General features: G+C 28.3%; 17 protein-coding genes. 4 read left to right on the forward strand and 13 right to left on the reverse strand.

Annotation, left to right across the window (positions count from 1 at the left end; translation table 11 throughout):
• Positions 1-2 precede the first annotated feature (2 nt).
• From CHELV3228_RS10470 to CHELV3228_RS03350, 13 genes are all read right to left on the reverse strand, one after another.
• Positions 3-1,940, reverse strand: a complete 1,938-nt coding sequence (locus CHELV3228_RS10470; RefSeq protein WP_244289601.1) for a lipase family protein — start codon at positions 1,938-1,940, stop codon at positions 3-5.
• A gap of 13 nt (positions 1,941-1,953) precedes the next feature.
• The gene (locus CHELV3228_RS10015; RefSeq protein ID WP_115588753.1) at positions 1,954-2,421 is read right to left on the reverse strand and encodes a hypothetical protein; all 468 of its coding nucleotides are present in this window, start codon (positions 2,419-2,421) and stop codon (positions 1,954-1,956) included.
• An 88-nt stretch (positions 2,422-2,509) separates the two neighbouring features.
• On the reverse strand, positions 2,510-2,860 hold the full coding sequence (locus CHELV3228_RS10225) for a hypothetical protein (RefSeq protein WP_167562787.1): 351 nt from the start codon (positions 2,858-2,860) through the stop codon (positions 2,510-2,512).
• Entirely contained in the window at positions 2,857-3,015 is a 159-nt protein-coding gene (locus CHELV3228_RS10230; protein WP_167562774.1) for a hypothetical protein, read from the reverse strand. Before CHELV3228_RS10230 ends, CHELV3228_RS10225 begins: the two co-directional genes overlap by 4 nt.
• Positions 3,002-4,393, reverse strand: a complete 1,392-nt coding sequence (locus tag CHELV3228_RS03305) for a hypothetical protein (RefSeq protein ID WP_082199529.1) — start codon at positions 4,391-4,393, stop codon at positions 3,002-3,004. Before CHELV3228_RS03305 ends, CHELV3228_RS10230 begins: the two co-directional genes overlap by 14 nt.
• Positions 4,386-6,167, reverse strand: a complete 1,782-nt coding sequence (locus CHELV3228_RS03310; RefSeq protein WP_082199530.1) for a hypothetical protein — start codon at positions 6,165-6,167, stop codon at positions 4,386-4,388. The genes CHELV3228_RS03305 and CHELV3228_RS03310 overlap by 8 nt, the downstream gene beginning before the upstream one ends.
• Before the next feature lie 2 nt (positions 6,168-6,169).
• Entirely contained in the window at positions 6,170-6,958 is a 789-nt protein-coding gene (locus CHELV3228_RS03315) for a hypothetical protein (RefSeq protein ID WP_082199531.1), read from the reverse strand.
• A complete protein-coding gene (locus CHELV3228_RS10360) occupies positions 6,951-7,586 on the reverse strand; it encodes a hypothetical protein (protein WP_174900348.1) in 636 nt (211 codons plus the stop codon). Before CHELV3228_RS10360 ends, CHELV3228_RS03315 begins: the two co-directional genes overlap by 8 nt.
• Before the next feature lie 8 nt (positions 7,587-7,594).
• Positions 7,595-9,181 carry a lipase family protein gene (locus CHELV3228_RS03325; protein ID WP_082199532.1) on the reverse strand — a complete coding sequence of 529 codons (1,587 nt, stop codon included), beginning with the start codon at positions 9,179-9,181 and terminating at the stop codon, positions 7,595-7,597.
• Between the two features lie 35 nt (positions 9,182-9,216).
• Positions 9,217-9,636 carry a hypothetical protein gene (locus CHELV3228_RS10235; protein WP_167562788.1) on the reverse strand — a complete coding sequence of 140 codons (420 nt, stop codon included), beginning with the start codon at positions 9,634-9,636 and terminating at the stop codon, positions 9,217-9,219.
• Positions 9,633-10,013 (reverse strand): hypothetical protein, encoded by a 381-nt coding sequence (locus CHELV3228_RS03335; protein ID WP_082199533.1) that lies wholly within the window; start codon positions 10,011-10,013, stop codon positions 9,633-9,635. Before CHELV3228_RS03335 ends, CHELV3228_RS10235 begins: the two co-directional genes overlap by 4 nt.
• Before the next feature lie 350 nt (positions 10,014-10,363).
• Positions 10,364-10,810: a hypothetical protein gene (locus CHELV3228_RS03345; protein ID WP_082199534.1), complete on the reverse strand. Its 447-nt coding sequence runs from the start codon at positions 10,808-10,810 to the stop codon at positions 10,364-10,366.
• Positions 10,810-11,292 (reverse strand): hypothetical protein, encoded by a 483-nt coding sequence (locus tag CHELV3228_RS03350; protein ID WP_425266402.1) that lies wholly within the window; start codon positions 11,290-11,292, stop codon positions 10,810-10,812. The genes CHELV3228_RS03345 and CHELV3228_RS03350 overlap by 1 nt, the downstream gene beginning before the upstream one ends.
• A gap of 536 nt (positions 11,293-11,828) precedes the next feature.
• Here CHELV3228_RS03350 and CHELV3228_RS03355 point away from each other — a divergent pair.
• The 4 genes from CHELV3228_RS03355 to CHELV3228_RS03370 are packed head-to-tail and all read left to right on the forward strand — an operon-like array spanning position 11,829 to position 19,562.
• Positions 11,829-14,264 carry a type VI secretion system Vgr family protein gene (locus CHELV3228_RS03355; protein ID WP_082199535.1) on the forward strand — a complete coding sequence of 812 codons (2,436 nt, stop codon included), beginning with the start codon at positions 11,829-11,831 and terminating at the stop codon, positions 14,262-14,264.
• Positions 14,265-14,300: 36 nt separating this feature from the next.
• Positions 14,301-15,182, forward strand: a complete 882-nt coding sequence (locus tag CHELV3228_RS03360) for a hypothetical protein (RefSeq protein WP_082199536.1) — start codon at positions 14,301-14,303, stop codon at positions 15,180-15,182.
• Entirely contained in the window at positions 15,170-18,310 is a 3,141-nt protein-coding gene (locus CHELV3228_RS10475) for a hypothetical protein (RefSeq protein WP_244289603.1), read from the forward strand. The genes CHELV3228_RS03360 and CHELV3228_RS10475 overlap by 13 nt, the downstream gene beginning before the upstream one ends.
• Positions 18,303-19,562: a hypothetical protein gene (locus CHELV3228_RS03370; protein WP_082199537.1), complete on the forward strand. Its 1,260-nt coding sequence runs from the start codon at positions 18,303-18,305 to the stop codon at positions 19,560-19,562. Before CHELV3228_RS10475 ends, CHELV3228_RS03370 begins: the two co-directional genes overlap by 8 nt.
• Positions 19,563-19,602: the final 40 nt, after the last annotated feature.

Below are 19,602 nucleotides of genomic sequence, written 5' to 3' on the forward strand. Positions count from 1 at the left end.
CCTTAGGCAATATCCACTTTAGCTTTTCCATTAAAATATAATGCTTGAGAAATTTTACAAACTCCGCCTAAATATAATTCATCCCAAATTTGATTGATTATATGATAGGCTTTTGAGTTGTATCCATAAATTTTATGGATATTATCAATTTTTTCAAGGCATTTTAAATCTTTATCAACGATGATAAAAATTCTAAATTCTCCAAGAGCGATTTTATAAGCTAAATTGTCTTTTTGATTGATAAAAGAGCAGTCTTTTCTATATTTATCAAAGTCATTTTGATGAAGGATTAAAATATAATATTCTTTTTCTTGTGCTTTTAAGATGAAGTCTATGATTTCATCTTGCTTGATGATAGAGCTTTGATAAATGCTAGAATAATTTTCATCGGTATAATTTTCATTTTCTTGCATTATAAAAGCAATTTGAGAAAGAAAGAATTCAAAAGAATTTAATGCTTCATAATTATTTTTTGAAACATTTTTATTGATTTTATGATTTTTAGTAATAAAAGTTTTTGTATATATCTCAATATTTTTCATAAAATGATTTAAATTTTCTAAACTTTCTTTTAAAGAATTATTTTTGATTATTTTGTTTTCATTTTCTTTAAGTTCTAAAAGATAAGTATAAAAATAAAGAGTTTGAGTAAGGGGGATAATGGAGTGGTCTCCTGTCATTCCGGAGCTTGTATTGATTGTATGAAGCAATGTTGTATCGCCATATTGATTGTCTTGGTGTAATCCTAGCTTAATCCCTAGTTTTGATATAGGAGAGCCTATATACCATTCGTTTTTATATTCATTATTACTTGATTCACAATGATAGATAGAATCTTGAATTGAGAGTTTATATATATATCTTTCATCTCCTTTAAGTTTAAAATTTTGAGGTGCTCTCCTATCTTCTTTAAAATATTGCCAATAATTATAAGCAAGTTGTCTATAATATGGTGCAATATCTGCTAAAATAGGAGTAGCATTAATATTGAGTGCCATCATCGTTGTATTAGTAGAAACACTCATTATTATCCCATAGTATTGACTTTGTTTTTCTTGGATTATCTTATGTAATATCTCTTGTATCTTACTTTCTAAGAAAGCATTATCCTTGCCTAAATCTCTTGCTCTATTTGCTATATTTTTTATTTCTTCTTTTATAAATCTTTCTTGTTGTTCTTTGCTATGAAATACAAAGAGTTTTACTATATAATCATAAGGAGGTATTATCTTTCTAGCTCCAGGCGCATTAAAAGTATATAAAGCTTTAATATTATTTCTATTTTTATCATCACATAAACTTAAAGTAAGTATTTGAGCTAGAGCTCCACCTAGAGAGTGTCCTGTAATGTTAAGAGAATCTTTTTCTTTGATTTGTGGATAATCTTTAATACAAGCTTCATAAAAGTTTATCATATCTTCATATTGTGCTTTAGGTACAGAACCCACAGCCAAAGAAGCATCAGCTACAAACAAATCTTTGAAAGAACTTATTTCTGTTCCTCTAATGGCTAAAATATAATTGATATAGCCGTATTCACTTGTATAGCTAATCTCTTTAGATTCTGTATTCTTTTGTTTTCTTTTTTCTCCAAATAAAGTTGCAGAAAAACCTGAATTTGTATTAGGGCAATGTTTTAATAAATCATAGCGGGAAAAGAATTGTTTGGCTTGGGTTGGTGAAAAGTCGCCTTTGAGTTTGCCGATAGTAATTTCTTTCTTAAAAAATAAGTCGTATTGATATACTTCGTAATCTTTATAAGTCAAGTCCAATATATCGGTTTGAGCAATACACTTATTAGACAAACTGCCTTCTATAGTCTTGTCTTTAATTTTAATAAAAGAATCCTTATTATTTGTTACCAAATCAAAATGCCCATAACTAGCTTGAGCTAATTCTGCGTTATCTCTGAGCTTTTTTATCATCTTTCTATTTTCCATTTGTATCCTTAAATTATTTATAAAGATTGCCACAAGCAAGTTTGTCGTCTGTTAAGCTAAAATCCATATTTCCTTCATGACCACTTAATACATATCTTCTATTATGCCAATGTGGGCTTACACGCATATCAATAATATTTTGTAAAGACATTTGTATATTTCTTGGTTTTAATGCAAGATTGTCTATTTCTATCCTTTCTTGAAAATTTGAAGGAATTTTATAAACATCGTAATAGTAAATATAAAGCCATATGTCTATCCTAGCATCTTCTTTTAGATGTCGAAAATCATCAATATCACCCAGACTTTTCCCAAAATATCCCAAAATTTTATTATACTTCTCTTCATTATTAGGTAGCTCATTTAACTTACATAGTTTTCTAAACTCCCAATAACTTGGCTCTAAATAAAAAGAATAAGGCGTATAGTAAAATATCCCTAAAGCTATAAAAATTAAAAAACCATAAAATATTTTTTTCAATTTAATATCCTAAATAACTAATTCTAAATGCTTTATCAAGTTAAAGTAACCGTAAGCTGCCATTCCTAATTCTGCGTAGTCTTTGAGGTTATTGATTGCTTGTTTCATCTTTTTTATCCATATAAATTATAATAAATGTTATGATGTGTATAACAACACCTATTGAGTAAATAACGATATCGCGAGTAATAATAAGCAACAACAAATAGCAACAAATAGCAACAAATAGATTTTTTATTTTTCTCGCTTTGTCATAAATCAAGTAATAAAAATAGGGTAGTAGTGGAAGAATAGAAAATATTAAAAGAATTAAAATAGCTAATGAAAAACTTTCTAAAAAACTTTTATCGCTAAATATCATATAAAAAAAACCATACAAACTTAATATTGTTCCAAACACTAGCCAAATAATATAAATAATTCTTAATGGTTTCATCATATTTTTTTCCTAAACCCCACCACAAATTTACCTTTCTCTTTATCGTAAAATAGTGTAGCAGAAAAACCTGAAGTAGTGTTTGGCTGATGGAATTTAATTTCATATCTTTGAGAGAAATTTTTCACCCTAAGCATTATCATATCACCAATCAACATCAAATCCTCCATTCACCACTACAATCTCACTAACTCTTTTCTTTTCTTTTTCATCTTCTTTACGGATACATTCATCTATCCCTAAAGCAAATTCAAATTTTATCTTTTTTGCCTTATAAGGAGTCATAAAAGCAAAAATATATTCAGTATAATTTGGCATTTTATCTTTAACTTCTTCTTGACTTAGTTTTAAAGCTTTGATATTTGTATAAGAATGAAGTTGCTTAAATTCTCCTATCCCATAGTCTTTATCCTTATAGTTTTCATAGGCTTCTTTGTAAATTTTAGGAATGCTTTGAGGGATTATAAAATAAATATAAATCAGATTAGTATCAATTTTAAGTTTGATTTGTTTAAAAAGCATCTCTTTTTTAAATTCATTCTTTAGACTTTCTAAGAGGGTTAGAGTGTTTTGTGAATTTTCTTGTTCTTTGTCTTTGATTTCTAAGATTTCTTTTTCTAAATTGAGTTGTGTTAAAGGTTCATTTTCTTGTCTTGGATTATCATTTAAACTAAACCTATAGATGGGTAAATTATCTTTTTGAAATCTATCACTTTTATAATGCAATCTTATCATAGGCTCTTGAAGTTTTGTTAAGCTTTTGCTTTGTTGTTCTAATCCCTCTAAAGGATTAAAACTATGATCAAAAATAAATTGATTGAGCTTAGGCACACACTTTAAAGCAAAGCCTTGATTTGTGATTGAATTACTCACTAATTCTTGCAAGATAACAAATTCATCATTAACTTTCTTTTGAGATAAAGAACCTTTAACATTGACAACACGAGTGCAAGGAACACTCACCCCTGCTATGGTATGAGAACAGCCTTGTATCTTTGAATTTAAATAATCACTTTCCAAGATTAAAGGCACTCCATTTGATTTAAAGCTTTTTCCTTTGTTTGATTTAAGGATTACCTTACCTCCGTGAGGACATCTAATCACATCATCTTCAAGCACAGCATATAAAGAAGCTTTGCTTTGTTTGGCTTTTATTTCTAGTGCTTTGTTTTGATTTAAGGTTAATCTTGTTTGTTCTAGTGTTTTGATGTTTTCTTTATGGGTGAGTTTAAGTTTAATCTTTAAGCTTTCATTACTAAGAGAGTAGTTTAAAAGTGTTAAGGTAAGGTTATGAAGATAAATAGTGAGTTTTCCCTTATCAAGTGTTTCATCTTTAGGGGCAAAGTAATAACTTGGTTGTTCTTGTTTAATGTTTCCTTCTTTGTCTAATTCTCCAAAGAAGAAAGGATGGTTGGGGAGTTCTTGGGAGCCTTGGAGGTGAAAACCTTTAAAATGTATATCAGTATAACCTTGATTCTCTAATTCTAAGACATCTAATATTGCCTCATTTTTTCTTTCAATAAACACACTAGACATTGTTTGTTTGCCCTTGTTGCAAAAAGTCTCTATAATCCCCATAATCTTTTTGCTCCCCTATAATATTTTGAGCGAAATACTTTGGATATTTATCAAAGATATTTTCTTGTATTTGTATTGCCAAAGGATGAGGATTTTTTTCAAAAAGTATAGGCTGCTCATACCATAAAGAAATATTATGACTAGGGATATTTTTATCATAGATAAATTTATCAAAAACAAACTGGCTTTGAGAATCGGCTTTAAGATATTGTTTGTCTTTTTTGTCATATATAATTAAACTTATTTTTGTTTGCAAATTAGGTATATATTTTAATCTATCTTGAAAATAAGAAGCTATACAAAAATGAGTATTTAAACGCATAGCAACATCATCTTCTATTGCTTGTATTTCTATATTTCTTGGAAAAGCTTTTAGTTGATTATTGCTAATATGATTTGTAAGACGATTGAGTCTGGTGTCGTTTAAAAGATTGCTTTGTAAAAGAAATTCGCAATATTGACTATAAGATTTTAATCCTTGTTCACAATCCCAAGTTGGATCTATACTACATAAAATAGAATAATTTTGGTAAAAAAGTTCCACATCATAAAGCAAAAGAAAAATCGCATCATTTTTAGAAAGTGGATTTTTGTAGGTGTCTTTTTGGTTATTGTAATAATTAGGTTTCATATTTTGAATATGGCAAATAATGTCATAAGGGGTAATAGCTACCGATTTGTCGAATTTACTTGCTCCTATTAATTGAAGCTTATCCATCACAAAATCTACACAAGAATTGCCTACTACTTTATAATCTTTAAATATATTTCTTTGATTGCTAAAAATTTTTGAGCTTTGTCTTATATCATTACTTGATAAAAGGGTGTGAAAGAGAATTTGTTTAGCTATTTTCTCATATTCATTTTGATTTATTTCGATAACCTTGCTAAAACATTTTTGAAATGTTTTTAAAGGTCGCATTGTTGTAAGATGATGTTCTGGACTATACATAAAAAAGTCTTTGTCATCTTGATTTCGTGGTATTCTAGGCAAAGATTGATTTTTCAATTCTTCTTTATTCTTACTATCTATATTTTGCTTTTTTTCTTCAAATTTATCATTCCAATGATTATTTTGAAAGACCTTACCACCTGTGTTATGTTGATTTTTTTGATAATTATTAAATAAACTTGTTTTATAAGGTCCAAATCCAAAAAATCCTTCAATAGAATCTAAATTGCTATATGAAGACTTTGCAAACTCATTAAATAAATTTTCAAATTCATCAAAGCTCATTTCATTTTTCAGGTAATCATTACCTATATTTTTGATATTTTTTACCCAAATAAAAAACGGCTCTGTAATATCTGCATAGCATTGCCTAAGAAAAGTAAAATTATCATTAAATTCTTTTCGTAATATTTCATTAAAATCTTTATCATTTACTTTTGTCTTATCTAACTCAGTATCTATCCAAGCTTTAAATTCATCACTTTCATCAAAATAATATTCGTATTTTTTACTTAATTCTTGTTGTAAATCAAAAAGAGTATTTTCATCTATAAAACATCGCATTTTATCTATATTAATTTTACATTGATTGGCTTGTTCTAGCATATTATGTTTTAAATAATGTTGATACAAATTTTCTTGTATTTTTGTTTGCATATTGCTACATTGCACTTTCTCTCTTTTTAGTCCTAAGAACACATGAGGGTTTCCTTCGCTACCCATTGCAAAACCCCAATCATTAACATAGATTCCAAGAGAGTATTTGTAATTAAAAATCATTATTAAGTTCCTTGAGTTTTAAAATATCTATATCCCTTCTCTAAATTATTAAGATAATTTAGTTCATCCAATGAGCTTTCAAACACAAAATCATAATTGTAGTCCTTGTTTAGCTTAATAAAATCATTTGGTTTATCTAATAACCTTTCAAACACAATATAAATGCAATTTTCACAATTTTTATCTCTTTTTAAACTGCCTATCATCTCTTTGTTTTGTATTATTTGAGAGTTATTTATTGTAACGCTGTCTATTGAATTATAGTTTCTTTGTATTGTATTTGGAAGAAGCAATAAGTTAAATTTCCACTCATTCCAACCACCATAATAGCCCAGTTCTTTTATATAAACATATACAAGTCTTTCTGCTAAATATATGAATTCAATGCCCACAAACATATCCACATCTTTATTCTTAAAGCCATATCGATTTGTTCTAGCATAAAAGCTATCTTCATTTAAATCATTTTTTTCTATTTCTGTTAATGGTCTAGCATAAAGCACTCTGCCCAATTCTTGTTGTGAAAATTTTTTAAATTCTTTATACTGAGAATCTAAGAAATTTGGTATAAATGCTCTTAAGCTTGTAGGATAATAATAGCCTTTTACCACCGCAGGTATAATTAAAGCCAAAAGTAAGCCCAAAACAATAGAGGTTATTTTGGGCATTTTGATAAAAAGTATAATTAAAATTCCCATTGCTATCAATAGAGCAAAAAGCATAGGGCTTATAGTAACAAGTATAATGAAAATTCCAATGAATCCTAAAATAACATAGCTTATTTTACGCATATTTTCTCTCCTGTAAAGATAAGATTAAAGGCACTCCATTTGATTTAAAGCTTTTTCCTTTGTTTGATTTAAGGATTACCTTACCTCCGTGAGGACATCTAATCACATCATCTTCAAGCACAGCATATAAAGAAGCTTTGCTTTGTTTGGCTTTTATTTCTAGTGCTTTGTTTTGATTTAAGGTTAATCTTGTTTGTTCTAGTGTTTTGATGTTTTCTTTATGGGTGAGTTTAAGTTTAATCTTTAAGCTTTCATTACTAAGAGAGTAGTTTAAAAGTGTTAAGGTAAGGTTATGAAGATAAATAGTGAGTTTTCCCTTATCAAGTGTTTCATCTTTAGGGGCAAAGTAATAACTTGGTTGTTCTTGTTTAATGTTTCCTTCTTTGTCTAATTCTCCAAAGAAGAAAGGATGGTTGGGGAGTTCTTGGGAGCCTGTAAGGAGGGTGGAGTAAAAAAAGAGTGAAGGAGTGTAGCTTTGAAATTCTTCAAAGGTAAAATCCGCTGTTTTTTCTAGTCTAAAAAGTTCTTCATAAATACTTTGACAATCAATCACAGCCTTATCTTCACAAAGCAAATAGATGCTTTTTTTATCTTTATGGATAGAGTATAAAAAATTTTGACTTATCATCATTTCCCTTAGGCAATATCCACTTTAGCTTTTCCATTAAAATATAATGCTTGAGAAATTTTACAAACTCCGCCTAAATATAATTCATCCCAAATTTGATTGATTATATGATAGGCTTTTGAGTTGTATCCATAAATTTTATGGATATTATCAATTTTTTCAAGGCATTTTAAATCTTTATCAACGATGATAAAAATTCTAAATTCTCCAAGAGCGATTTTATAAGCTAAATTGTCTTTTTGATTGATAAAAGAGCAGTCTTTTCTATATTTATCAAAGTCATTTTGATGAAGGATTAAAATATAATATTCTTTTTCTTGTGCTTTTAAGATGAAGTCTATGATTTCATCTTGCTTGATGATAGAGCTTTGATAAATGCTAGAATAATTTTCATCGGTATAATTTTCATTTTCTTGCATTATAAAAGCAATTTGAGAAAGAAAGAATTCAAAAGAATTTAATGCTTCATAATTATTTTTTGAAACATTTTTATTGATTTTATGATTTTTAGTAATAAAAGTTTTTGTATATATCTCAATATTTTTCATAAAATGATTTAAATTTTCTAAACTTTCTTTTAAAGAATTATTTTTGATTATTTTGTTTTCATTTTCTTTAAGTTCTAAAAGATAAGTATAAAAATAAAGAGTGGTAACAAGAGACTTTATAGAGTGGTCGTTTTCTCCTGTGTATATACCTAAAGCATTATTTGCTCCATATTGAGCTGATGCGATGAGTTCAATGTATCCATTGTCGTAAATATGCGTGATTTTTTCTGAAATATCTATGGTATATTTTCCCAAAATATCTCGCATAATTTTTATGGTATTAGGATTTACAATTACATTAGGAGAATTCCAACCATAAATACTAGGAGCATTAAAGGTATAAACTTCGCTAGGACTAAAAGATAATTTATCTTTATGTTTTTTATCACAATAAATAAAAGCCATTTGGGCTAAATATCCTCCTAAGGAGTGTCCTACAAAGATAATTTTATTTGAATCTATCCCATTTAAAATGGGTGCTATATTTAATAAAAATTGCTTTAAAGCATTAGCTTGGAAATCTCCTTTGCCAAAGGTTAAATTTGCATCTTGAATTGCGTCTAAAATAGTTTCCCAATCTGTCTTAATGTTTTTGAAGGAAATTTCCGTTCCCCTAAATCCCACCACAAATTTATCTTTCTCTTTATCGTAAAATAGTGTAGCAGAAAAACCTGAAGCAGTGTTTGGCTGATGAAATTTAACCTCATATCTTTGGGAGAAATTTTTAGCTTGGAGTTCGCTAAATTCTCCGTTGAGTTTATCAAGATTTAAAGCTTCATTAGATTCATTTCTCATTTTTGTAAAAATATCATTACCTTTTTCTAAATTGATTAAAACTTTTTGTTCTTGATATTTTTGACTTATTGCGTGTTCTAAATTAATTTTGATTTCTTTATATTCTCTAGGATAATTTTCATCTTTGATTTTTTCTTTTTTAGAATTTAGTTCAAAAATATTTCTTTTGTCAATAAATTCAAAATAAAAATAAGCAGCTTGGGCTAATTCTGCGTAGTCTTTGAGGTTATGGATTTGGAGTTTATTTTTCATTTTAATCCCTATAAATAATAAGCTTACATTTTATCTTACCATAAAATAAAAAGAAGTAGAGAAAAGTAGAGAAAAGTAGAGAAAAGTAGAGAAAAGTAGAGAGGAAATTTCCTTCTAAATTTGATAGATATTATTAAAAAAGATAATGTATAGATACCAAGTGCTATCATATAGTTTAAAAAGCTTCCCGCAATAAATAAAAATAAATAAAAATAAATAAAAATAAATAAAAATAAATAAAAATAAATAAAAATATTTTTAGACTCGATGACTTTTTTCAGCACCAAGTATGATAAATATGGTAATAATGGATAAGAATAGATAAAAAATGAACTCTTCAACATATCGCCAAAAAATTCCATATCGCTAAAATAGGCATACAAAGAACCGTATAGTAAAATGATTCCCCAAAACACCACCCAAATAATATATAAAGATTTTAACACTTTCATCATATTTTTCCTCTAAATCCCACCACAAATTTACCTTTCTCTTTATCGTAAAATAGTGTAGCAGAAAAACCTGAAGTAGTGTTTGGCTGATGGAATTTAACCTCATATCTTTGAGAGAAATTTTTAGCTTGGAGTTCGCTAAATTCTCCGTTGAGTTTAGGATAAATAACAAAAGAATCATCGATGATTAAATACTCATTATAGTTTTTATATAATGCTTTAAAATATTCTAAATTTTCTAAATCGTCTTTATTCTTAAAAAACCTTGTTTGAGATATTTTATAATCATCAGCTTTTTGTTCTTTGATATAGTCGAAGTTAAAATAACTTGCCCAAGCAAGTTCTGCGTAGTCTTTGAGGTTATTGATTGCTTGTTTCATCTTTTTTATCCATATAAATTATAATAAATGTTATGATGTGTATAACAACACCTATTGAGTAAATAACGATATCGCGAGTAATAATAAGCAACAACAAATAGCAACAACAAATAGCAACAAATAGCAACAAATAGCAACAAATAGATTTTTTATTTTTCTCGCTTTGTCATAAATCAAGTAATAAAAATAAGGTAATAATGGAAGAATAGAAAATATTAAAAGAATTAAAATAGCTAATGAAAAACTTTCTAAAAAACTTTTATCGCTAAATATCATATAAAAAAAACCATACAAACTTAATATTGTTCCAAACACTAGCCAAACAATATAAATAATTCTTAATGGTTTCATCATATTTTTTTCCTAAATCCAACTATAAATTTACCTTTCTTTTTATCGTAAAATAGTGTAGCAGAAAAACCTGAAGTAGTGTTTGGCTGATGGAATTTAATTTCATATCTTTGGGAGAAATTTTTAGCTTGGAGTTCGCTAAATTCTCCGTTGAGTTTATCAAGATTTAAAGCTTCATTAGATTCATTTTTCATTTTTGTAAAAATATCATTACCTTTTTCTAAATTGATTAAAACTTTTTGTTCTTGATATTTTTGACTTATTGCGTGTTCTAAATTAATTTTGATTTCTTTATATTCTCTAGGATAATTTTCATCTTTGATTTTTTCTTTTTTAGAATTTAGTTCAAAAATATTTCTTTTGTCAATAAATTCAAAATTAAAATAAGCAGCTTGGGCGAGTTCTGCGTAGTCTCTTAATTTGCTAATTAATATTTTATTTTGCATTATTGCTCCTTAATGTATTGTATTTCTGCGCCCATATCAATGCAGGTTAAAATATTTTCGTCCCAGAAATCCATACTTCCTTCATTACCTGTTGGATAGTAGCGTTTAGTGTGCCAAGTAGCCAAAACCCCTATTAAAGGTAATTTTTGTTTAGAAAATTTTTCTTTAGAATTTGGATATAAAAAAACATGATTATAACCTAATCTACCTTTATTTTTGGGAATATTAGGGGAATAATTAATTGTTTTTGCCCTATAATCAATCATGATACGCGAATTGTAAGCTATTTGCGTATCATGATTCAACTCCTTCCAATCTAAACTATCCAAATCCGTATCAAAATAAGCCAGTATCTTATTATACTTTTCTTCATTATTTGGTAATTCATTTAATTTACATATCTTTCTAAATTTCCAATAACTCAGCTCTAAATAATATGAATAAGGCATATAGTAAAAAATAAAAAGTCCTATCCCTACAATAAAGACTAAAAGCTTTGAAACTTTCTTTTTGGATTTAAAAAGCTATTTAGAAATTAATGTAGAATTGCCCATTATGCTTGTAAACTGACTCTCAAAAAAACAAAATCCCTTTTTCAAATAAAAATCTTATTTGAAAAAGTTCAAAAATTCCATTAATTCTTATGCAATTAATAAGTCAAAAATGACAAAAAATGAGTAGAATAAAGGGTATGAATTCATAGCACATTAAAACGATAGTTAATGTATGAAGATACGAGTTATTTTTTATAAAAATTAAATATTGCTTAAATTCTTATTTTGTAATGATTTGAGAGAATTAAATGGTATGAATATCGCCCACATAGATAATTCTTTGCTATGTAATGAATTTAATTTATTTCCAATAATAAATTTTCTAAAACAGCTTATTATTAAGTTCTTATTGCATCTATATTCAAAACATAAAATCCCGCCACCATCTTCAAAAAATAAAGAAATTTGAGTATAATTGACTTTCTTAATCATAGCAAACCCCATAAGAACATAAGGACTTAAATATGGCTTTAAATTCTTTCATTACACTTGATATTTTAAATTCTTCTTTTTCTTTTAAAATCACTAAAGCAATCATCAAAGAAAGCCTTGAAGAACTTTTTAGTATAGAATGTGAAGGTTTTTTTGAAAGTTTAGATGAGGACTTTCTATTAAGCCAAGATTTCAATTTACATCCTAAAACTTTCATGGACCAAGAAGCGATTTTAAGCATTCATTCTCCTTATGAGAACAATTCCTTACACCTTGATAATAATGAAGTGAAACACTATAAAGGAATCATCACTTATATGCATTATCTTGGAAGCAATCAAGAAAGTGCCAATCATCTCGTAAGTTCTCACTTAAAATCCTTACAAACCAAACACTTCTTTTCTTTTAAACTTGAATCTGTTTTAAAAAGACTTTCTTTAAACAAAGCATCTAGAATTTATACCCATACCAATGCCTTAGAAGTGATTAAAAAAACCTTAGATTTTTATCAAGGCTTACTCAGCAAAGAAATCAATTTTTCTCATCTTCATCTTACCTATCCTAATAAAGAGCTTATTTCTCAATACAATGAAAGTGATTTAGCTTTCATCACAAGATTGGCTCACAATTATGGAATCTTTTTTTATGAAGATGCCCAAACAATTTATTTTTGCGATCATTATGCAAAAGCTCATCTTAAACATCTTAAATATAATGCAAATATCAATAATACTCTTCACGAACCTTGTATCACTCAAATGGATAAAGAGCAAAGTTTAAGAGCTAATTCTTTTACCCATTCTAGCTTCAATGCAAAGAATCCTTCGCATCTTTATTCCTTACAAACACATTTACCTTATACACAAGAACTTAACTCTCAAGCTTCTTATAATGAGCATTGTTATGAGAGTGAAGTTTCTTTTACTCAAGAACCTGATTTAAAGACGAGGCTCACTCTTAAAGAAAGAAGAAATTTAAGCTTAAATGAAAGCTTTAATGCAAAAAGTAATATTTATCATTTAAGCTTAAATGATAGCGTAAAAATAGAGTATGCAAATTCTTTAAATTCTTCTAAGGATTTAGAACAAGACTTTAGGATTGTTGCAAACACTCAAATTTTAATTGATGATGCCTTACTTGCTCATTCTATCAATCCTAAGGATCATTTAGAATTAAAAGATTTAAAACTAAGCAAATCTTATTCTAATACTCTCACACTTTTGCCAAGTCATTGTATCTTTACTCCAAGCTTTAAAGTTAAGCCTAAAGCTTTTAATAGCACCCAAGGAATTGTGATAGGAGAAAGTAAGGAGATAGAAAGTGAGAGAAATACCATCTATACTGATGCATATGGAAGGGTTAAGGTTAGAATGAATCTTTATGCCAATCAAGAAGAATTCGATCATCATCTTTTAAATCCACACACAAAAAACAATCCTAATACAAATCCTTCTAAAGATGCATTAAACCATACATATCAATCATATCATCACACTCCCTTTTTAAGAGTCTTAAGCCCTATTGCAAGCAATCATTCAGGATTTTTTCATATTCCAAGAGTTGGAGATGAAGTCATTGTTTCTTTTTTAGATGGTGATATAGATCAACCTTATGTGAGTGGAAGTTTATATAATAACACCAATCCAAGCCTTATCAATCTTCCTTTTAATGATCATCAAACCTCCCTTTCTTCTAAAACCATAGGCACAAATGAAGAAGGATTTAATGCACTCACTATGTCAAATATAAAAGATAAAGAGCAAATCTATTTAAAAGCCCAAAAGGATTATGATGAACTCGTGCAACATAATTTTTTTCAAAGAATTTTAAATGATAAAGATTCTATAGTGGATGGAATTTATAATGAAAGGATTAAAAAGATTCATACTCAAACCATAGACTTAGCTAAAAATGTCAATGTAGGAGGAGAGTATTTAACCAATGTCGCTCTTTCTAAAGATACGATAGTAGGACTAAGTCATACTTTAAATGTGGGAGTGGATCATAAAGTAAGAGTGGCTAAAAATGCAAGGGAATTTGTAGGGGAGAATAAAGAGGTGGAGATAAGCAACAATCTTCATACCATCATTCATAAAGATGCAATGCAAAATGTAAAAGGGAATAAAAAAGAGGTAGTTGGGGGACACTATAACATTAATGTTAGCAATAAAATGCAAGTTTTAAGTGAAAAAGAAATGGATTATAAAAGCAAAGATAATATTCTTTTTACCAGCAATGAATCCATAGGATTTGAAGGAGATAAAAACATAAGTTTTGTTTCTAACAACATCACAAGTTACGCCAAAACAACGCATCAAATGAAAGCTGATAATGAAGCAATGATACAAGTTGGGGAAACTACTATCACAGCAAATCAAAATTCTGTCATTATCAAAGCGGGTGGAGTAGAAGTTGTTATAGATGCAAAAGGACTAGTTGTTAGGGGTGGTGATGTTAAAGCAGAATAAACATAAGTATCTTATGATAAAAATGAGTAAATTTAAATGAAAGAATTTTTTGCTGAATTTAAACCCTTGTTTAACACAAAGCTTAAAAAAATCCTTTGGACCGTATTTATTTTAGTTTTGGGCTACTATATACTTTTTTATACCGAATTTGAAAATGGTTATGTGAAGATAATGCCTCGTCCTTTTATAGCACTACATCAAAATTGGTATTGCATAAAAGAAAATAGACAACTAGATAGAGACGAAGTATTTGAAAGAGCGACCAAAGATTTGCTTAAAAAACTTTATGATAACGCACATAGAGAAAGATGGTATCACGTAGATCAAGAAGAATGGTATTATAATGATAAATGCTTTTTTAGGGATAAAGAAAAGGAAAGAGAATCGCCTAATTGTCAATTTTTTAGCAATGGAAAGCAATTTGATATTGATGATATTATAAAACAAATTGATTTTAATAAAACCCAAGCAGAAAATCTTCAAAAAATAATGCAAGATTTTAGCGTCGTAAGACCTTTCGAGGAAAAAGAAAAAATTTTAATGGGGGATGCATATGAGCCAAGAGATTTAAAACTTAAATATTCTTTACTTTATGATGATAAGGGAACAATTATTTTTATTGATATTACATTTATGGAAGTTGGTGGGTATGATAGCTTCGTTATACCTTCAAAATTTGGTTATTATGATTATGGCCTAGCACTTAAAATGTATCTTATTGGCAAAAAAGAATCTGATAAAAAATTTGATGAAAAGGATTTGGAATATTGGAAGGACAATGATTTTCGCAGACATTATGATTACTATCCCATTACAAATTGCGGCGAAGTCAAAATACGCAGCAATGATAATTATGAGTGGATTAGTGAGCGAAGCACAGATTCTAGGTTTAACAGGAAAATAAGATGGATTTTTTAAATCTAAAAGGAGACTATGTAGTAGAAATTTTATCTTATTATCTTTGGGGGCAAAGCACTCCACCAAGTGATTTAGCTAGGAAAGATAACCGTGTGCTTATAGGGAAAGACTATCAAGCAAGAGATGAAAGAGCAAGTATAACCATAGAAGCTTCAGCATTTGATTATATGCAATATGTGGATAGATATACAAATGCTACAAATTTTGGAGTGTTTCAAAAATTTTTCAAATATTCATTTAACGAAGAAGAACTGAGACTATTTAAAGATAGAATAGAAAATGGATTTTATGTTTTAGGGTTAGATGATATAGTGAAGAAGCTGTATAAGAAAAATCCGTTTGTTGATGGAGAGGGGAAATACAATGAAGAAAATATGGATGTTGCAATTAGCCATTATGGCCTAGATTCAAACTCGAGCGATTATGCCAAAAGAGCTTTTGCCTTTGGAAGCACAAGAATAGCATTTAATGAAGATGTGAAATTCTATATCAATGCCAAAACTTATGAGCCTTTTTGCCTTTCTAATTTAAAGCTTTATCCATTAGAAGACAATTTTGACTTTGAAAGTGATAATGGCTTTGCAAAAATCATAAATCCTTACCTAGAAAAAAAATTAGACCCCTTAAAAATAGGCAGAATTGTTAATATTAAATTTGTTGATATAGAAAAAATTGAACCAATATCAATTTCTAAAAAATATTTTCAAGAGCTTGAAGATAAAAAACAAAATCGATTAAAATCCATATACTTAATGCCACCAAATTCACCCGCAACATCGTTGTCAACCGCATCATCTGAACCTTTCTTATCATCTAGAGCATTTCTTGCATATTACAACAACAATATCCTACCATCTGGAGTGTTATACACACAAGATGACGATATAAGCACCCACTTGCAAAATTCTACCTTCTCTAGTCAAAGCAAACAAGCTCATTCAACCACTTCCCCATCCTCCCCCAAAGAACCAAGCTTCATCACTCTCATCTTGCAAGATGAATGGGGTAAAGCGATTACAAATGCAAAAGTTATCATTAAAGGTTTTAGATATGATGAGAGTTTAAGTGTAGTGAAGTTAAAAAGAAAAAGTGATACATTAGGAAAGATTAGATTTGATAAGGAAAAGTATTTTAGGGATTGTTATAGCTTTAAAGTGAAGTTAGAGGATAATGAAGCTTATCTTTCTACTCCTTTACAAAATGCTAAAAGAATCTTTAATAATTATGTAAGTCATAAAGAAGGACTCATACTTAAATTTAAAGCGAAAGAGCATTTAGTTTATGATGGCTTTAATGTTTATTATTACAAAGGAAGGGATTTAATCACTTCTTATTTAGCAAGAAGTGGCACAGCTAAAGCAGATAATATAAAACAAAGTGATAAGCAAATCGCACATTATTTTTATCAAGATGAAAAGGATAAGAGTAAGGGGAAAAAGGCTTATTTTTATTATGATGATGCAAGTATTAAAGATCAATTTGGAACTTTACCTGAGGGAAAATATTATTTTAAAATCAATGAAATTGCTAAAGATTTAAATCCTAGTTTTTTAAAGGATTATCCTTTTGAGATAGGAAGAACTTGGGGAAAGTATTGTGTGAGATTATACACAGATAAAGAGTGTTCTAAGACTTCAAAAGAAATCAAAGATAAGGACAAAGAGCAAACCATCATAAAAGATAATTTATATTTATATAGTGTCAATGAAAAAGCAGAATTTGGTAGTAGTGGTAGCATAGGTATGGCACAAGGGGAATTGTTAGAATTATTTCATCATCAAAGTAGATTTGTAGAAGATGAAAGGGAGGGGGTTGTTTGCACTGAAGTAAGTTATCCCAAAAAAGAGACTAAGAAGATTGTATTTGCAAATGAGAATATCGATTTAAATACTTCTTTTGCACCGGGGACTTATATAAAATTACAATTAGAGGAAAAAGAAATAAGCGAAGAATTAACCTGGGCTTATATCCACTGCGAAAGCGAAACAAAAAAAGAAAGTTTTTTAAATGGTGCTTATATCATTAAAACTGATGAACTTGAAATTCTTAAATGCAATATAATAGACAAAACTTCAGCATTTCATTTGCCTATTAGTAGAAATAACGAACCCGTAGAAGAAACAAAAGATTATAAATACTATATCATAGTCTTTGCTTATGATGCTAAAAAAAAGTCCGTGCCTAACGAAGAAGATGCTTATATTATCATTGATATGAGTTTTAGAGTGGGTGTGGGAAGTGATGATGGTGTGAGAGAGAGTGTGCTAAGAAATAACTTTGATAGCAACAATAAAAATATAATTCAGACAAATTGTATTTTTAATGTTTTTGAAGCGATAGAATTTTTAAAAACTTGTCAAAAAATAAAAGAGGAAATCAGCGAAAGTAACAATCTTAATTTTTTCAAAAACTACCCACAACTAGCAGGAAAGATAGCTTATATTTATTATAGATTTGATTTGGCTGATGAAGAATTTATCAAAAGTGTAAGTGATGGAAATGAGTATTTAAAAGAAAGGGAGAGGTTTTATACAATTGCTTTAGAAATTTATAATCAAAATTCTACTTATAAAACAGCTTTTGAAAAAAGACTTCAAAATGAGCTTGTTGATATCAACATTGTGAAAGATTTTTTAAAGAACTTTGCTAAAAGATTAGGAATAGATGAAAAAGATTTGCCTGTCATTGGATATAATCCCCAAAAAGGAGATTCTGGGACATATGATTATAAAGCAAACACATTAAAATTAAATTCAGCTTCAATATATATTGATTTTGTTGATACCATCATCCACGAATTTAGACATTTTTATATTTATCGCATAAAAAATAATTCTCAAAATAGCATAGAAAAATTACTTTATATTAATACAACAGAATTTTATATAATGTGGAATTTTCATATACTATTTAATAGCTATGATAAAAAATGCTTGATTTATGATAGTGTAGAATATGGCACATTAAAATGCTATCTAAATCGAACTTACTATGAAAGTAGAAAAACAGAAAAAAAAGAAGCAGAAGGCAAAGTTGATTGCCCTTTGTATTTTATACAACCAGCCGAAAGAGATGCTAAAATCATAGCAGGAAAATTTAGAGAAAAAATAGGAGCGACAAATGCCTGATAATATAGGTCCATTATTAAGAATGGATAAATATGAACATTTCTTACAAACTAGAAAAGAGCCTCAGGCTATTTATTTAGCCATTAATACAAATATCAAAAGTTTTAATAATATGTGCCCTAGTAAAGAGCAACATTGGTTACTTGGTTATTGGAAAGAAGCTGAACTTAACAAATATTATAACCCTAGATTTGGCATATATCTTGGTAAAATTGTTTTTGATAAAAAGGGTAATAAACTCATTCCAAAATACCTACCTACAAATATTGAAAATTTAGAAGAAGAAGTTAAAAAGATAAAAAATCCTTTATGGCTTGCTAATAAAAATCTTAATTATATTAAACCCGAACTTCACGGCACCACAGAAGGACAAAGCTATTATATGGCAGATCCAAACAACCTAGAATACGAGTGTAAAATAGAAAAAAACACTCAAGTTTTAAGTCAGGTGCAAATCATTTCTTATGTCAAAGAAATTCATAGCAAAAATGTAAAAATGATACAAAATTATATGGATACTATTAATAAAGATTACGGCATAAAACCTTATGTTTTGAGTGATGAAATTTACGATGAATTAGGCAAAGTAGGCATTCTCACAAAAGAACAAGCAGAAAGATTTAAAGAAGGAGGTTATTCAATTAAAGGAATTCCATCACTATTGCTTACTGCACTTGATTATTTAGCAAAGCAAAATAAAAAAGATGAGGATTATTTAATCACTTTTGATGATGAGTATTTTTATGAGTATTTTGTTGAAAGTTTAGAGGGATTTACACTAGCAGAACTTTTTCAAGGTATGCTTCAAAACGAAACCAAACTTCTTTTTAATCCTGCAGCTTATATAGACGATACAAAAGTAAATTATAGAGACTTAAGCAAAGAATTCAATCAGCGTTATGAAAAAGAAATTTTTGAGATAGGATTTGAGAAAAAATATAATGCTTTTATGGATTATTATGACCGCTATTTTGAATATGATGGTTTTTTTCACACGCGTCATTTTGATGGTTTGTTATATGATGACTTAAATTTGGCTTCTTATATAAAATCACCTAATGTTGTCTATTATGAAGAAAAAAAATGGATTGAAAGAAGAAAACTTATCCCCTCTGTTTTAGGAAAATATTATTTTGAATTTGCTTACCAAGAAGGAGTTTATATAGAACTTTTACGCCCTTACTATCCAAGTATAAAAGATTTGCCAGAAGGTTGGGATAATAAAATGCTAGAAAAAGCCAATTATCAATGAAAAAACCTTTTTTTATAAATTTAAAAAATTTAAATGATTT

The sequence above is a fragment of the Campylobacter helveticus genome, assembly GCF_002080395.1.
GTDB lineage: Bacteria > Campylobacterota > Campylobacteria > Campylobacterales > Campylobacteraceae > Campylobacter_D > Campylobacter_D helveticus.

What these genes read in the sequence shown, in the direction of transcription:
- CHELV3228_RS10470 (WP_244289601.1), bottom strand. Translation starts at nt 1,940, where the DNA reads ATGGAAAATAGAAAGATGATAAAAAAGCTCAGAGATAACGCAGAATTA.
- CHELV3228_RS10225 (WP_167562787.1), bottom strand. Translation starts at nt 2,860, where the DNA reads ATGATGAAACCATTAAGAATTATTTATATTATTTGGCTAGTGTTTGGA.
- CHELV3228_RS10230 (WP_167562774.1), bottom strand. Translation starts at nt 3,015, where the DNA reads ATGTTGATTGGTGATATGATAATGCTTAGGGTGAAAAATTTCTCTCAA.
- CHELV3228_RS03305 (WP_082199529.1), bottom strand. Translation starts at nt 4,393, where the DNA reads ATGTCTAGTGTGTTTATTGAAAGAAAAAATGAGGCAATATTAGATGTC.
- CHELV3228_RS03310 (WP_082199530.1), bottom strand. Translation starts at nt 6,167, where the DNA reads ATGATTTTTAATTACAAATACTCTCTTGGAATCTATGTTAATGATTGG.
- CHELV3228_RS03315 (WP_082199531.1), bottom strand. Translation starts at nt 6,958, where the DNA reads ATGCGTAAAATAAGCTATGTTATTTTAGGATTCATTGGAATTTTCATT.
- CHELV3228_RS10360 (WP_174900348.1), bottom strand. Translation starts at nt 7,586, where the DNA reads ATGATAAGTCAAAATTTTTTATACTCTATCCATAAAGATAAAAAAAGC.
- CHELV3228_RS03325 (WP_082199532.1), bottom strand. Translation starts at nt 9,181, where the DNA reads ATGAAAAATAAACTCCAAATCCATAACCTCAAAGACTACGCAGAATTA.
- CHELV3228_RS10235 (WP_167562788.1), bottom strand. Translation starts at nt 9,636, where the DNA reads ATGATGAAAGTGTTAAAATCTTTATATATTATTTGGGTGGTGTTTTGG.
- CHELV3228_RS03335 (WP_082199533.1), bottom strand. Translation starts at nt 10,013, where the DNA reads ATGAAACAAGCAATCAATAACCTCAAAGACTACGCAGAACTTGCTTGG.
- CHELV3228_RS03345 (WP_082199534.1), bottom strand. Translation starts at nt 10,810, where the DNA reads ATGCAAAATAAAATATTAATTAGCAAATTAAGAGACTACGCAGAACTC.
- CHELV3228_RS03355 (WP_082199535.1), top strand. Translation starts at nt 11,829, where the DNA reads ATGGCTTTAAATTCTTTCATTACACTTGATATTTTAAATTCTTCTTTT.
- CHELV3228_RS03360 (WP_082199536.1), top strand. Translation starts at nt 14,301, where the DNA reads ATGAAAGAATTTTTTGCTGAATTTAAACCCTTGTTTAACACAAAGCTT.
- CHELV3228_RS10475 (WP_244289603.1), top strand. Translation starts at nt 15,170, where the DNA reads ATGGATTTTTTAAATCTAAAAGGAGACTATGTAGTAGAAATTTTATCT.
- CHELV3228_RS03370 (WP_082199537.1), top strand. Translation starts at nt 18,303, where the DNA reads ATGCCTGATAATATAGGTCCATTATTAAGAATGGATAAATATGAACAT.